At 67.9% G+C, this 14,301-nt stretch carries 15 protein-coding genes; 13 read left to right on the top strand and 2 right to left on the bottom strand.

Annotated elements, in window-relative coordinates; genetic code table 11:
* Position 1 precedes the first annotated feature (1 nt).
* The 8 genes from DU502_RS02390 to DU502_RS02355 all read left to right on the top strand — a co-directional run bounded on the left by DU502_RS02390 (position 2) and on the right by DU502_RS02355 (position 8,828).
* Positions 2-1,771 carry an ATP synthase subunit A gene (locus DU502_RS02390; protein ID WP_121919964.1) on the top strand — a complete coding sequence of 590 codons (1,770 nt, stop codon included), beginning with the start codon at positions 2-4 and terminating at the stop codon, positions 1,769-1,771.
* A gap of 1 nt (position 1,772) precedes the next feature.
* Positions 1,773-3,182, top strand: a complete 1,410-nt coding sequence (locus DU502_RS02385) for an ATP synthase subunit B (RefSeq protein ID WP_121919965.1) — start codon at positions 1,773-1,775, stop codon at positions 3,180-3,182.
* 106 nt (positions 3,183-3,288) lie between these two features.
* A complete protein-coding gene (locus tag DU502_RS02380) occupies positions 3,289-4,938 on the top strand; it encodes a bacterio-opsin activator domain-containing protein (RefSeq protein ID WP_121919966.1) in 1,650 nt (549 codons plus the stop codon).
* 56 nt (positions 4,939-4,994) lie between these two features.
* Positions 4,995-5,735, top strand: coding sequence for a bacteriorhodopsin (locus DU502_RS02375; RefSeq protein ID WP_121919967.1), 741 nt, complete (start codon positions 4,995-4,997; stop codon positions 5,733-5,735).
* Positions 5,736-5,838: 103 nt separating this feature from the next.
* Positions 5,839-6,648 (top strand): lycopene cyclase domain-containing protein, encoded by an 810-nt coding sequence (locus DU502_RS02370; RefSeq protein WP_121919968.1) that lies wholly within the window; start codon positions 5,839-5,841, stop codon positions 6,646-6,648.
* On the top strand, positions 6,649-7,710 hold the full coding sequence (locus DU502_RS02365) for a Brp/Blh family beta-carotene 15,15'-dioxygenase (protein WP_199722685.1): 1,062 nt from the start codon (positions 6,649-6,651) through the stop codon (positions 7,708-7,710).
* A 41-nt stretch (positions 7,711-7,751) separates the two neighbouring features.
* On the top strand, positions 7,752-8,438 hold the full coding sequence (locus DU502_RS02360; RefSeq protein WP_121919969.1) for a V-type ATP synthase subunit D: 687 nt from the start codon (positions 7,752-7,754) through the stop codon (positions 8,436-8,438).
* Positions 8,439-8,828 carry a DUF6276 family protein gene (locus DU502_RS02355; RefSeq protein WP_121919970.1) on the top strand — a complete coding sequence of 130 codons (390 nt, stop codon included), beginning with the start codon at positions 8,439-8,441 and terminating at the stop codon, positions 8,826-8,828.
* Here DU502_RS02355 and DU502_RS02350 read toward each other — a convergent pair.
* Both DU502_RS02350 and prf1 read right to left on the bottom strand, forming a co-directional pair.
* Positions 8,825-10,048 (bottom strand): glycosyltransferase family 87 protein, encoded by a 1,224-nt coding sequence (locus DU502_RS02350; protein WP_121919971.1) that lies wholly within the window; start codon positions 10,046-10,048, stop codon positions 8,825-8,827. The two genes, DU502_RS02355 and DU502_RS02350, sit on opposite strands and share 4 nt — an antisense overlap.
* 39 nt (positions 10,049-10,087) lie before the next feature.
* The gene (gene prf1, locus DU502_RS02345; RefSeq protein ID WP_121919972.1) at positions 10,088-11,332 is read right to left on the bottom strand and encodes a peptide chain release factor aRF-1; all 1,245 of its coding nucleotides are present in this window, start codon (positions 11,330-11,332) and stop codon (positions 10,088-10,090) included.
* Between the two features lie 90 nt (positions 11,333-11,422).
* Between prf1 and DU502_RS18060 the strand changes: the two genes are divergently transcribed.
* The 5 genes from DU502_RS18060 (at position 11,423) to ribB (ending at position 14,179) form a co-directional block, all read left to right on the top strand.
* A complete protein-coding gene (locus DU502_RS18060) occupies positions 11,423-11,599 on the top strand; it encodes a hypothetical protein (protein ID WP_166033604.1) in 177 nt (58 codons plus the stop codon).
* Positions 11,600-11,655: 56 nt separating this feature from the next.
* Positions 11,656-12,468, top strand: coding sequence for a cell division ATPase MinD (gene minD, locus DU502_RS02340; protein ID WP_121919973.1), 813 nt, complete (start codon positions 11,656-11,658; stop codon positions 12,466-12,468).
* Between the two features lie 39 nt (positions 12,469-12,507).
* Entirely contained in the window at positions 12,508-12,636 is a 129-nt protein-coding gene (locus DU502_RS18830; protein ID WP_277872140.1) for a hypothetical protein, read from the top strand.
* Positions 12,637-12,803: 167 nt separating this feature from the next.
* Positions 12,804-13,514, top strand: a complete 711-nt coding sequence (locus DU502_RS02335) for a DUF120 domain-containing protein (protein ID WP_121919974.1) — start codon at positions 12,804-12,806, stop codon at positions 13,512-13,514.
* Positions 13,514-14,179, top strand: coding sequence for a 3,4-dihydroxy-2-butanone-4-phosphate synthase (gene ribB, locus DU502_RS02330; RefSeq protein WP_121919975.1), 666 nt, complete (start codon positions 13,514-13,516; stop codon positions 14,177-14,179). Before DU502_RS02335 ends, ribB begins: the two co-directional genes overlap by 1 nt.
* Positions 14,180-14,301: the final 122 nt, after the last annotated feature.

Raw genomic sequence — 14,301 nt, 5'->3', positions numbered from 1 at the left:
CATGAGTCAGGCAGACACGACCGTCCGAGAGGACGGCATCATCAACAGCGTGAGTGGTCCGGTCGTGACCGCCGTCGATCTCGACGCCCGAATGAACGACGTCGTCTACGTGGGCGACGAAGGGCTGATGGGCGAAGTCATCGAGATCGAGGGCGATATCACGACCATTCAGGTGTACGAAGAGACCTCGGGCGTCGGTCCGGGCGAACCCGTCGAGAACACGGGCGACCCGCTGACCGTCGACCTCGGGCCGGGACTGCTGGACACCATCTACGACGGCGTCCAGCGCCCGCTCGACGTGCTCGAGGAGAAGATGAACAGCCCGTACCTCGACCGCGGGGTCGACGCCCCCGGCATCGACCTGGAGAAGGAGTGGGAGTTCACTCCCGAGGTCGAAGAGGGCGACGAGGTCGGCCGCGGCGACATCATCGGCACCGTCCCCGAGACGGTGACCATCGAGCACAAGGTGCTCGTCCCGCCGGGCGCCCTCGACGAGGGCGAGACGGCCGAAATCGTCGCCGTCGAGTCCGGCGAGTTCAACGTCAACGAGACGGTGGCCGAACTCGACAACGGCGAGGAGATCCGGATGCGCCAGGAGTGGCCGGTGCGCGAGGCGCGCCCCGCCGGCGACAAGCAGACGCCGACGGAGCCGCTCCTGACCGGGCAGCGGGTGCAGGACGGCCTGTTCCCCATCGCCAAGGGCGGGACGGCCGCGATTCCGGGGCCGTTCGGCTCCGGGAAGACCGTCACCCAGCAGCAGCTGGCCAAGTGGTCCGACGCGGACATCGTCGTCTACATCGGCTGTGGCGAGCGCGGGAACGAGATGACCGAGGTCATCGAGGACTTCCCCGAACTGCCCGACCCGCAGACGGGGAACCCGCTGATGGCCCGGACGACGCTCATTGCCAACACGTCGAACATGCCCGTCGCGGCGCGCGAATCCTGCGTGTACACGGGGATCACCATCGCGGAGTACTACCGCGACATGGGGTACGACGTGGCGCTGATGGCCGACTCCACCTCGCGGTGGGCGGAGGCCATGCGCGAGATCAGTTCGCGGCTGGAGGAGATGCCCGGCGAGGAGGGCTACCCCGCCTACCTCGCGGCGCGGCTCTCCCAGTTCTACGAGCGCGCGGGCTATTTCCAGAACATCAACGGCACCGAGGGCTCGATTTCGGTCGTCGGGGCAGTGAGCCCCCCTGGTGGCGACTTCTCCGAGCCGGTCACCCAGAACACGCTCCGCATCGTGAAGTGCTTCTGGGCGCTCGACGCCGACCTGGCCGAGCGCCGGCACTTCCCCTCGATCAACTGGAACGAGTCCTACTCCCTCTACCGGGAACAGCTCGATCCGTGGTTCGTGGAGAACGTCGCGGAGGACTGGCCGGAAGTCCGCCAGTGGGCGGTCGACGTACTCGACGAGGAGGGCGAACTCCAGGAAATCGTTCAGCTCGTCGGCAAGGACGCCCTGCCGGAGGACCAGCAGCTCACGCTCGAAGTCGCGCGGTACATCCGCGAGGCGTGGCTCCAGCAGAACGCGTTCCACGACGTCGACACCTACTGCGAACCCGACAAGACGTACCTCATCCTCACGACGATCAAGACGTTCAACGACGAGGCGTTCGACGCCCTCGAGGCGGGCGTCCCCGTCGAGGAGATCACGGACATCGAGGCGTTGCCGCGCATCAACCGTATCGGCGTGCAGGAGGAGTACGAGGCGTACATGGACGAACTGAAAGACGACATCACGGAACAGGTCCGGGAGCTGTACTGAGATGAAAGAGTACAAGACGATCACCGAGATCAGTGGTCCGCTGGTGTTCGCCGAGGTCGACAAACCCATCGGCTACGACGAGATGGTCGAGATCGAGACCGCCGACGGCGAGATTCGCCGGGGACAGGTGCTCGAATCCGAAGACGGCCTCGTCGCCATCCAGGTGTTCGAGGGAACCTCGGGCATCGACAAGAACGCGTTCGTCCGCTTCCAGGGCGAGACGCTGAAGATGAAGCTGACCGAGGACCTCCTCGGTCGCGTCCTCTCGGGATCGGGCGAACCCATCGACGACGGGCCGGCCATCGAACCCGAGAAGCGCGAGGACATCGTCGGCGCCGCGATCAACCCCTACTCCCGCGAGTACCCCGAGGAGTTCATCCAGACGGGCGTGTCGGCCATCGACGGCATGAACACGCTCGTTCGCGGCCAGAAGCTCCCGATCTTCTCCGGATCGGGCCTGCCGCACAACGAACTCGCGCTCCAGATCGCGCGACAGGCGAGCGTGCCCGAAGAGGAAGAGGAAGGCGAAGGCTCCGAGTTCGCCGTCATCTTCGGCGCGATGGGTATCACGGCCGAAGAGGCCAACGAGTTCATGGACGACTTCGAGCGCACCGGCGCGCTGGAGCGCTCGGTCGTCTTCATGAACCTCGCGGACGACCCCGCCGTCGAGCGGACGGTCACGCCGCGGATGGCCCTGACGACTGCCGAATACCTCGCCTTCGAGAAGGATTACCACGTGCTGGTGATCCTGACGGACATGACCAACTACTGTGAGGCGCTCCGTGAGATCGGTGCCGCCCGCGAGGAAGTGCCGGGTCGCCGTGGCTACCCCGGCTACATGTACACCGACCTGGCCCAGCTGTACGAACGCGCCGGTCGGATCCAGGGTCGCGACGGATCGGTGACCCAGATCCCGATCCTGACGATGCCCGGCGACGACGACACGCACCCGATCCCCGACCTGACGGGCTACATCACGGAAGGGCAGATCTACGTCGACCGCGACCTCAACAGTCAGGGCGTCCAGCCCCCGGTCAACGTGTTGCCCTCCCTCTCCCGACTCATGGACGACGGGATCGGCGAGGGCCTCACCCGCGAGGACCACGCCGACGTGTCCGACCAGATGTACGCCGCGTACGCGGAGGGTGAGGACCTGCGTGACCTGGTGAACATCGTCGGCCGCGAAGCCCTGAGCGATCGGGACAACAAGTACCTCGACTTCGCCGACGAGTTCGAAAGCGAGTTCGTCGACCAGGGCTTCGACACCAACCGCGACATCGGCGAGACGCTCGACATCGGCTGGGACCTCCTCTCGGCCCTCCCGAAAGAGGAGCTCAACCGCATCGACGAGGAACTCATCGCGAAGTACTACCGCGAAGAGGCCGTCGAGGAAGAAGCGACCGCCGACTGACCGGTTAGCTTCCGATTCGTCGGAAACGCGCGCTTTTTTGTTTACGTTCCAACATCACGTCTGGGGCCGTCCAAACCCATTTTCGCGGCGCTTCCTGTGGCAGAACATGTCAGGGAGGCCCGAGGAGGACGGGAGTGGGGCGGAAGCGGTGCCGCAACCGGGCGACAGGGATGGGGTAACGGCGGTGAGTACCGACGCCGTCGACGAGTCGCTGAAGACGCGGACGATGGACGAGGCACCGGTCGGGATCACCATCGCGGACGCGACGGAACCGGATCTGCCCCTCGTGTACGCCAACGCCGCGTTCGAGCGGATCACGGGGTATCCGCCGGCGTACGCGGTCGGGCGCAACTGCCGGTTCCTGCAGGGGGAGCAGACGCGGGACGAACCGGTCGCGCGGATGCGCGACGCCATCGAGGAAGGGGAAGCGACGACGGTCGAACTCCGGAACTACCGACGGGACGGCGAGCAGTTCTGGAACGAGGTGACCATCGCTCCGCTCCGGGACGGCGAAGGGCGGGTCGCCTACTACGTGGGGTTCCAGCAGGACGTGACCCGCCGGAAGCGTGCGGAGCGGGCGGCGGCCCGGCGCGCCGCCGGAATCGAGCGGGAACGGGCGGCACAGGAACTCCTACTGGAGCGGCTAGACGGCGTCGTCGCGGACGCGACGGCGGCCGTCGCGGAGGCCCGGTCCCGGGACGACCTCGAAGAAGGTGTCGTCGAGGGGCTGGCGGCGACGTACACCGGCGCGTGGCTGGGGAGTTACGAACCCGCCGACGAGACGATGCACCGACGAGCGGACGCGGGATGGACGCCGGACGACCGCGAGCGGATCGGGGTCGGTGACGACGACACGGTCGGAGCGGCCGTCTCGCGGGCGGTCGCCGATGGCCGGGTGACGATCCGGGCGCTCGCCGACGGGACCGTGCCGGCGACGGCCGTGGCCGCGATTCCGCTCCACTACGGCGACGCGACGTACGGCGCCGTCTGTGTGTACGCCCGGAGCAACAGCGAGTTCGACGACCACGAACGCGCGGTGCTGACGGCGCTGGGCCGGACGGTCGCGACTGGTATCAACACGCTGGAGAGCCAGCGGACGCTCCGGGGGGCCGAGGTGGTCGAACTGCAGTTCACGGTCATGAACCACCCGCTGGTCACGCTGGCCGAATCGCTCGGCTGTCGACTGGCGTACGCGGGAAGTGTCGCGGATCGAGACCGTCCGACGAGCCTGTTCGAACTCTCGGACGCGACGGGTGAGGCCGTGCGGGACGCGGCCGCGTCGACGGCCGTCGAAGTGCACGGCATCCTCGTCGACGAGCGGCAGGCGTGCCTCGTCGAACTGTCCGTGGAGGACGAGCAACTCCGGGCACTCCTCGCCGACCATGGCGCCCAACTCCGCGACGTGACGGTCGCGGACGGCGTCGCGCGGGTGACCGTCGAGGTGGCCCGGGAGTCGCTCGCGCGGTCGCTCACCGACGCGGTGATCGAGCGGTTCGACGGGGCGGATCTGGTCGGCTACCGTCAGTGCGAGCGCCGCGAGGAGACCCGCGAGGAGTTCGTCACCCGGCTGCACGAGGAACTGACTGACCGCCAGCACGCGGCGCTAGTGCGGGCGTACAGCGGCGGCTTCTTCGAGTGGCCCCACGAGACGACGGGCGACGAACTCGCCGACGCGATGGGCGTCTGCCGATCGACGTTCCACGAACATCTGCGGGCGGCCCAGCGGAAACTCGTCGGCGCGGTGCTGGACGCGTGACCCAACTAGTTGTGGACGCCGCTTAGAACGATAGCCACCCGAGTCGTACCTGCATTATGCCACAACCCGGTAGCGAAGGAATCTGGCTGTGGATCGGCACGCTCGGTATGTTCTTGGGGATGCTGTACTTCATCGCCAGGGGCTGGGGCGAAACGGACGAACGGCGCCAGGAGTTCTACATCGTTACCATATTCATCACCGCCATCGCGTTCGTGAACTATCTCGCGATGGCGCTCGGGTTCGGGTTGACGATGGTGACGGTCGGTGGCGAGGAGCTACCGATCTACTGGGCCCGGTACACGGACTGGTTTTTCACCACGCCGTTGCTGTTGATCGACCTCGGTTTACTCGTCGGGGCGAGTCGGAACGAACTGTCGTCGCTCGTCGGTCTGGACATGCTGATGATCGGTACTGGCGTCGTGGCGACGCTCTCGGCCGGCCCCGGCGTCCTCACCGAGGGAGCGCGGCGGCTGGTCTGGTGGGGCGTCTCCACCGGCTTCCTGCTCGTCCTCCTGTACATGCTGTACGGGTCGCTCGACGAAAAGGCCAGCCGGCTCTCGGGTGACGCCGCGTCGACGTTCAGCACGCTCCGGACGCTGATCGTCGTCGTCTGGCTGATCTACCCCGTGTGGTGGGTCGTCGGCACCGAAGGGCTGGGGATGATCTCGCTGTACATCGAGACGGCCGGCTTCATGGTGCTCGACCTGGTCGCGAAGGTCGGGTTCGGCATCATCCTGCTGTCGAGTCGCGACGTGCTCGACGCGGCGGAGTCGCCGGCCGCCCAGCCAGCCGACTGACCGCGGGCGCCCCCGCTGGCGTTCCCGCTCGTGATAGTGCAACCCCAGAAGCTATACCGGCGACCGTGAAACCTCGCGCCACAGCAGTGGCGAACGTGTATCCATGACTGGCCCAACCTACCTGCAGTTCCACCTCGCCTTTCTCCTCCCCGCGCTGATGCTCATGATCGCGACGGCGTTCGTGAGCCGGGCGCGGCTCCGGGCGATCGGGCGCTGGCATCTCGGCGCCGGCCGAACGTACTGGGTGGGCGTCGCCATCATCACCGTCGTCGCCCTCGTGTACACGACGCCGTGGGACAACTACCTCATCGCGACGGGCGTCTGGTCGTACGGCGAGGGGAGCACGCTCGCGACCCTCGGATACGCGCCCGTCGAAGAGTACGCCTTCATCCTCGTCCAGCCGTGGCTGACGGCACTCTGGCTCACCCATCTCTCGCTCCCGCGCGGGTGGACGACGCCCTCGCGGCCGCTCGGCTCGCGGGTCGTTGCGGCGGCCCTCGCCGTCGCCCTCGGCGTCGTCGGGTGGCGACTGCTGGGGACCGCCGCCACGTTCTACCTCGGGGCGATTCTGGCGTGGGCGGCGCCGGTGCTGGCGCTCCAGTGGGCGGTCGGCGCGCCGCAGCTATGGGCGCGTCGGCGCCTCGTCGCTCTCGGGACGCTCGTGCCCACCACGTACCTCTGTGTCGCCGATCGCATCGCCATCGAGTACGGCATCTGGATACTCTCGGAGCGGTACACGACGGGGGTCACCGTCGCCGGCCTGCCCGTCGAGGAGGCGACGTTCTTCCTCGTGACGAACCTCTTCGTCGTGCAGGGACTGGTGCTCTACCGGTGGGTGCTCGACTGGCGGGGCGTGGGACACGGGACGGACCGCTCGACACCGACGAGGGCGACCGACGTGGACTCGACGTAGATGCACGAACGCGACCGCGTCTCGGTCGGCGTGCCGCGGAAACGCGACCCGGAACTGGCGGCGCTGATGCACGCGGTGGGCTGTCGGCCCGCGTGGCTCACCCTCACCCTCGTCGCGCTGGGGTCGGTCGCCATGACGGCGAGCGGTCTCGACCTCGCCCTGCCGCTGTGGCTCCGGTATCTCCCGCTCGCAGCGAGTCTCGTTCTCTTCGGCCTGCCCCACGGTGCGGTGGATCACCTCGCCCCCGCGCGCGCCGCCGGAGAGCCGATCACGGTCCGCTGGCTCGGCGTCGTCGGCACCCTCTATCTCCTGCTCGGCGGGGCGTACGCGGCGCTGTGGGTCGTCGCCCCCATCGCCTCGGCGGCGCTGTTCGTGGCGCTGACGTGGCTCCACTGGGGCCAAGGTGACCTCTACGCACTGGACGCGCTGGGGAGTTCGCATCTCGATAGCACGGGCGTGCGCGCGGGGACAGTGCTGGTGCGCGGCGGTCTGCCGATGCTCGTCCCCCTCCTGCGGTACCCGGAGCGGTACCGGGCCGTGGTGGACGCGTGGGTGGCGCTGTTCGGCCGGGAACTGCACGCGGCGTGGCTGTTCACCCCCGACACGCGTCTCGCTGTTGGGCTGGCGTTCGCGGCGCTGTCCGTCGGAACGCTCGCGGCGGGGTATCGGGCCGACGACCGGGGCTGGCGCCGAGATGCCGCCGAGACGTGGTTGCTGTGGGCGTACTTCCTCGTCGTCCCGCCGCTGATCGCGGTGGGCGTCTACTTCTGCGTGTGGCACTCGCTCCGGCACGTCGGACGGTTGATGGGGGTCGACGACGGCGCCCGGACGGCGTTCGCGCGGCGAGGGACGGTCGCGGCCCTCCTGCGGACGGGACGGGACGCCGCACCCCTGACCGCCGTCTCGATCATCCTGCTGGTCGGGGTGGGCGTCGCCGCCGGCGTCGACACCGATCCGCGGGTGCTGGCGGCGCTGTATCTGGTCTTCATCGCCGTGTTGACCCTGCCACACGTCGCGGTGGTGACGTGGATGGACCGGGCGGAGGGCGCAGGACTGGGGTAAACAGTAAAAGGTTAACAGGCTCGGCCCACAACCCTCCGCCAATGGCCGAGGACGTCAAACCCACGCGCAAGAACCTCATGGCGATAGAGGATCGGATCGAACTCTCCGAGCGGGGCCACGACACGCTCGAACAGAAGCGAGACGGCCTCATCATGGAGTTCATGGACATTCTGGATCAGGCCCAGGACATCCGCGCCGACCTCGACGAGAACTACCAGATCGCCCAGCGCAAGATCAACATGGCGCGGGCGATGGAAGGCGACGTGGCCGTCCGCGGCGCGGCCGCCGCGCTCAAAGAGCACCCCGAGATCACGACTCAGTCGAAGAACATCATGGGCGTGGTCGTCCCGCAGATCGAGTCCTCGCGGGTCAGGAAGAGCCTCGATCAGCGTGGCTACGGCCTGCTCGGCTCCTCCGGCCGCATCGACGAGACCGCCGACGCCTACGAAGAGCTTCTGGAGTCTATCATCCTCGCCGCCGAGGTGGAGACGGCGATGAAGAAGATGCTGACCGAGATCGAGACGACCAAGCGCCGCGTCAACGCCCTCGAGTTCAAACTCCTGCCCGACCTCCACGAGAACAAGGAGTACATCGAGCAGAAACTGGAGGAGCAGGAGCGCGAGGAGATCTTCCGCCTGAAGAAGATCAAAGCGAAAAAAGAAGAAGAGGAGAAGGCAGAAGCGGAAGCGGAAGCCGACACGCCCGAAGTCGTCACGGCCGACGACTAGATGGTCTGCGAGGCCTGCGGCGGAGACACGGTCGCGTTCGCCGTCCCGGCCGACCTACGCGAGTACGCGCCCGAATCGAGCGCGCACGCCGCAATCTGTTCTACCTGTCTTCGCACCCACGCCGTCAGCGACGCCCCGGCCGAGCCGACGTTCGAGGCCGTCCACGAATCGTTCCCGAGCGGTGAGGCGGGCGCGGCGTTCGCGCTTGCACTCGGTCTCCTCGACTCGCTGGCGCTCCGCCGCGACGCCATCGACGACTGCTGCTCGTACGCCGAACGCGCGGGCGCGGACGTGTTGCTGACGCTGGATCGGTTGGCTGGCGCGGACAGTCTCGACTCACACTTCGATATCGAACGACGCCGACATCAGTTAGCGGAGATGCTTCGCTAGTCGCCGCGGCGGCCGGCGGCCGACGTGAGCGAGCGGACGGTGAGCGGGCCGCCCGCGGCGGCGACGCGGGCGCCCGCGAGGCCGACGATGAGGAGGTTGCCGTAGAGGCCGGGCTGGAGGAGGACGGCCGGAATCCACTCGGGTGCAGTGGCGCCGAGTCCCCGGAGCCCGTACGAGTGGAACTGCAGGAGGAGGAGGCCGACGACCGGAACGACCGGCCGGCCGCCGGGCCGGTCGAGTTCCGCCGCGATCAGGAGGACGACCGCCGGCAGGGCAGCGACGAAGTAGTAGGCGTAGGTGAGCGGCGCGAGCAGGGGCACGGCCGCGAAGCCGAGCGCGGTCACCTCGCGAACGGTCCCCTTGGCTCGCAGGACGCCGACGACGATGGCGAGGCTGGCGAGGATTCGGATAGCCAGCGAGTACGGCACGTTGTACAGCGGCCGGTAGTAGGGTGGGAGCCAGATGGTCGGCGACCGGGCGTTGCTCCCCTCGTTGATCCCCCACGTGAGCACCTCGACGAAGGTGCGGTGGGCGTCGACGCCGAAGACGAGGACGGAGAGCAGGAGGAGGCCGAAACCACCGGTGACGGCGCCGAGGAAGCGATCACGACTGTCGAGGAGGTGGGCGCCGGCGGGCGCGTACGGGAGTTTGATCACGCCACAGCAGGCGGTGAGGGCGCCGCTCAGGTAGCCCCGGCCGCGGAGCGACGCCGACGCCGCGAAGGTGAGGAGGGCACCGAGCGCCCCCGCCGTCTGGCCGAGTTTCACCGAGAGGAGGAGGGGGTGGAAGCCGACGACGAGGAGGAGAAGCGCGAGGCGTTCCGTGGGATGAAAGGAGCCGCCGAGGGCGGTGACGAGTCGCTGGATCGCGAGCCAGAGAAGTCCGACGGTGACGGCGGTCCACAGGAGGACGGCGGGGCGGAACGGGAGCGTGAGGAGGAAGGGGGCAAAGGCGAGCAACGCGACCGGTGGGTAGAGGTAGCTGCCGTGGTAGCCGCCGTCGTCGTTCTGGACGTACAGGGACTCGCCGGCGGTCCAGCGCTCCATGGCGGAGGAGTAGGCGCCGAAATCCCAGAAGCCGAATCGGGGGGCGATATCGAGCGCGCGGAGATACCAGTCGACGGCGGGGTACGTCCCGAGGGCAACCAGTGCGATCAGGGAGACGGCGACGAAGTAGGGTCGCTCGTCGCGGAGGGCGAGAAGCTGACGCAGGAGGGACATATCCCGTGTCCGGCGGCGGAAACGAAAAAAGTAGCTGAATTAGATGCCGGTCGAGTACCGCAGAATGCCGGCGACGCCGCCGAAGGCGTCGTACAGTTGCTCGCCCTTCTCGAAGTCGGTGCTGATGAACTTCGTCTCGGTGCCGCGCTGTTCCGCGATGGTCATGAGGTGTTCGATCACGTCCTCGCGCTCTTTCACTTCGGCCTCACTTCCGTCGGAACACCGGTGGTCGGGTGTGGCGTGGCGGCGGTCGACCACCTCGAACTCCTCTCCCCCCTCGCAGTCGTAGACCACCACGTCCTTGCGGAGGTCCTCGCTGATGAGCAGACGGTCGACGGAGCCCATGACGAGGTTCCGACGCGTCTGCTCGAACCCGTAGGTGGCGAGGTCACCGGTGTGGAGGTTCTCGAAGAACTCCTCCATCTCCACCTTGTCCTTCATTATCTCCTGGTCGGCGAGGACGTCCTGTGCGGCGTCGACCAAGTCGTAGAGCCCGGACTCGTCGGTGTAGGAGACGTCGAACTTACCGACGACCTTGTCCTGGAGTTCGTGGTGGAGGTAGTCGCCGTCGAGGAATTCGTCTTTGGTCGGCGAGGGGCCGCCGACGAGGATGCCGTCCAGGTCGTGGCGCTCGGCGACGAACAGGTCGTTGGCCATCTCCGCAACCTCCTGATAGAAGTTGTCGATGGCTTCGAGTCGGAGGCGGGCGAACCGCTGGGCGGACTGACCACCTTTCCGCTGCTTGCCGGGGACGAGCGAGGAGGCGGACTTGACGGGTTCGACGCGCTTGCCTTTGAGCCAGCCGACGTTCGCCTCGCGGCGGTCGAGGACGATCAGGCCGAACAGGCCCTTGTCGGTCAGCATCTCCTCCAGCGGCTCGGTGAGGAAGTCGGAGTCGCAGTGGTAGCGGAACGACTGGATAGGGTCCGGGGGGCTCTCCAGCACCTTGGTCACCATATCCGTCTGTCCGCCGCCGGAATCGACGGCGCCGCTGAAGATGACCAGGCCGTTGTCGGGGGGGAAGGTGTCGTAGTAGCGGAGGCGGTCCTTGATGCTCGTCAGCGCGTCCTGCACGTTCGTCCGGGTCTGCTTGGACTTGATGTTACTCGCCTCCGAGTGTTCCTGCGTGACGTGGGCGACGACGTCCGATATCTGCTTGTCCGGCGGGATGTAGATAGTGACGAGTTGGGTGCCGGAGCCCTCGTACTCCTTCAGGTCCTCGATGACCTTCCGGAACTCGTATTTCCGACGGTCGTCGTCGGCTTCCTGCGTGTCGGTACTCATTGGTGTGTCTAGCGCCGGCCGCGGTCAAGTAACCTTTGACTGGTGGTTGAGCGGCACGACGCCTGTTTTTAGATTCCGGGGCAAGCCTCCATGCGGGCCCGAACGTGGACCGTAGCGACCAGCTACTGTGAGCCAGCGGACGACGACATTCCCGAACTGCCGATATGGGCTGTCACCCGGCCGACGAACGGCGGGCTCGCGTTCGCCGGGAGCGACGGCGAGGAGCCGTTCATCCGGGCCGAACGGCCGATGCAGGTGCGGCGATAACGCCCCCGGGCGGGGAGTACACTTATATATTCGTCGGCGGAGGTTTCTGACGACCCATGCGAGTGTACGCGGTCGCCAGCGGGAAAGGCGGCGTCGGCAAGACTACGACGGTGGCGAACCTCGGTGCGGCGCTCGCCGCGGGCGGCCACGAGACGGTCGTCGTCGACGCCGACCTCGGGATGGGGAACCTCGCCGGCGTCCTCGGCGTCGACCCCGACGACGGACCGACCGTCCACGACGTACTCGCGGGGCGGGCGACGACCGCCGACGCGATCCGCGAGGGGCCGGTCGGCCTCTCGGTGCTCCCGGCCTCCGACGACCTCGACGACTTCGGGGACGCCGATCCGTCACAACTGGCGGCCCTGCTCGACGACCTCGACACCGACACGGTGCTCGTCGACACCTCCGCCGGACTGAGTCACGACAGCGTCGAACCACTCCGAATCGCGGACGAGGTGGTGCTGGTGTCGACGCCCGAACGGGGCGCACTGGGCGACACCGCCAAGACCCGCGACGTTGCCGGGCGGTTCGGCACGCCCGTGGCCGGCGTCGTGGTGACGCGCGTCACGGCGGAGACGGACGTGAACACGGTCGCGGACCGTCTCGGCGTCCCAGTCCGGGGGACGATCCCCGACGATCCAGCGGTGTCGGCCGCGGCCGAGGCCGGCGAACCGCTCGTGGTTGACGCGCCGGACGCGCCGGCGACCGACGCGTACCGACAACTCGCGGCCGATCTGACCGGAGACGAGTCGCTCTCACCGGATGGCGAGAGTGAAACGGAGACCGACGAGGAGGTCGAGGGCGAGCGTGATGCCGGTGGGGGCGACGAGGACGAGCGCACGGGATTCCTGCGCTGGCTCCTGCGGTGAACGGGAAGTTCTTTGGGGCCCCCACGACGACGGGCGGGTATGGCAGAGTCGAACGCGGTTCCGCTCTGGTGGATACTGGTGTTTCTGGTGCTCGCACTCGGTCTCGGGGCGTTCGCGGTGTCGGCGGTCGGCGGTTCGCTGATCGCCGGCGTCGTCCTGCCGGCGTAGCGACGCACTACGACACCGGCCACCGACCCGGAACGCACCGACCGACGCGTACGGGGCGCTCGGCGCGCTAGGAGTCACCACGCACCGACCACCTCCGGCCACTATCACGATTCCGTTATGCGTATCGTATTCGGTATGCTTATGGGCGACCAGCCGCAACTCCGGCTATGGCAGAGACCGCAACGGCGTCGACGGTCGGTCCCGACGAACTCGCCGCCCTGAAGCGAGTCGCGCTGGACGGCGGCCTCGACGGCCGGGCGAAGCTCTCGTGTTCCGGGCTGGCCGACCAACTCGACGCGTCGGCGCAGACGGCGTCACGGCGGCTGCAGCGACTCGACGACGCCGGACTGGTGGACCGGGACGTGTTCGCCGACGGCCAGCGCGTCGCCGTCACCGATTCGGGGGTGACGCTCCTCCGGCGCGAGTACGCCGACTACCGGCGGCTGTTCGAGGACGACGCGACGCTGTCGCTCGACGGGACGGTGACCAGCGGCATGGGCGAGGGGCGACATTACATTTCCCTGTCGGGCTACATGGAGCAGTTCCGCGACCGTCTCGGCTACGAGCCGTTCCCGGGCACGCTCAACGTCGAACTCACGGCCGAGAGCGCGCGGGCGCGGGGCGAACTGGAGGCGCTGGCGGGGGAGTCGACACCCATCGACGGCTGGGAGGACGGCGACCGCACGTTCGGCCCGGCGACGTGTTACGCCGCCCGCGTCGAGAGTGAGGCGGGCACCTACGACGGCGCACACATCATCGTCCCCGAGCGCACTCATCACGACGCCACGCAACTCGAACTCATCGCGCCCGTGAAACTGCGGGATGCGCTCGGCCTCGACGACGGCGAACGGCTCACCGTCTCCGTGGGGGAAGCGTGATGCAGGGCGAGTCGACGGGCGCGCTGGAGTCGGCGCTCACGGCCTTCCGCGCCGGCGACCCGGTGCTCGTCCACGACGCCGACGACCGGGAGGGCGAGACCGACCTGCTCTACCCCGCGAGCGCGGTGACGCCCGACGCCGTCGCTCGGATGCGCAACGACGGCGGCGGCCTCATCTTCGTCGCGTTCACCGACGCCGTCGCCGACCGGTTCGACCTCCCTTTCCTCCACGAGACGCTCGACCACCCGGCGAACGACCACAGCGACCTGGGGTACGACGCCCACCCGTCGTTCTCGCTGACGGTCAACCACCGCGACGGTTTCACCGGCGTCACCGACGACGACCGGGCGCTGACCATCCGCCGGCTGGGCGAGGTGAGCGCGGACGACTCGTACGGCGTCGACGCCTTCGCGGAGGAGTTCCGGACGCCCGGTCACGTCCACCTCCTGCGGGCCGCGCCCGGTCTGCTTACTGACCGACGCGGCCACACCGAACTCGGATTGGCGCTGGCCCACGAGGCGGGCGTCGGCCCCGCCGTCGCGGGATGTGAGATGCTCGACGACGACACCGGCGGCGCGCTCTCGACGGCCGACGCGCGGGCGTACGCCCGCCAGCACGACCTGCCCTTTGTCGAGGGCGCGGCGTTGATTCGGGCGCTGGCGTAAGTTAGGCTACTGCGTATCCTCATGAGAGCGCGTCTGTAACTCGTCGACGCTGGTTCGGTCGCGCTACCGATGCCACTTCACTCCCGCAAGGGTCCGTCTGAAACAACGCTGAATCGGTTTGA

Source organism: Haloplanus aerogenes (assembly GCF_003856835.1).
Lineage (GTDB): Archaea > Halobacteriota > Halobacteria > Halobacteriales > Haloferacaceae > Haloplanus > Haloplanus aerogenes.
Note: the sequence above shows the minus strand (reverse complement) of the source record. Positions and strands in the feature narration are given on the sequence as shown.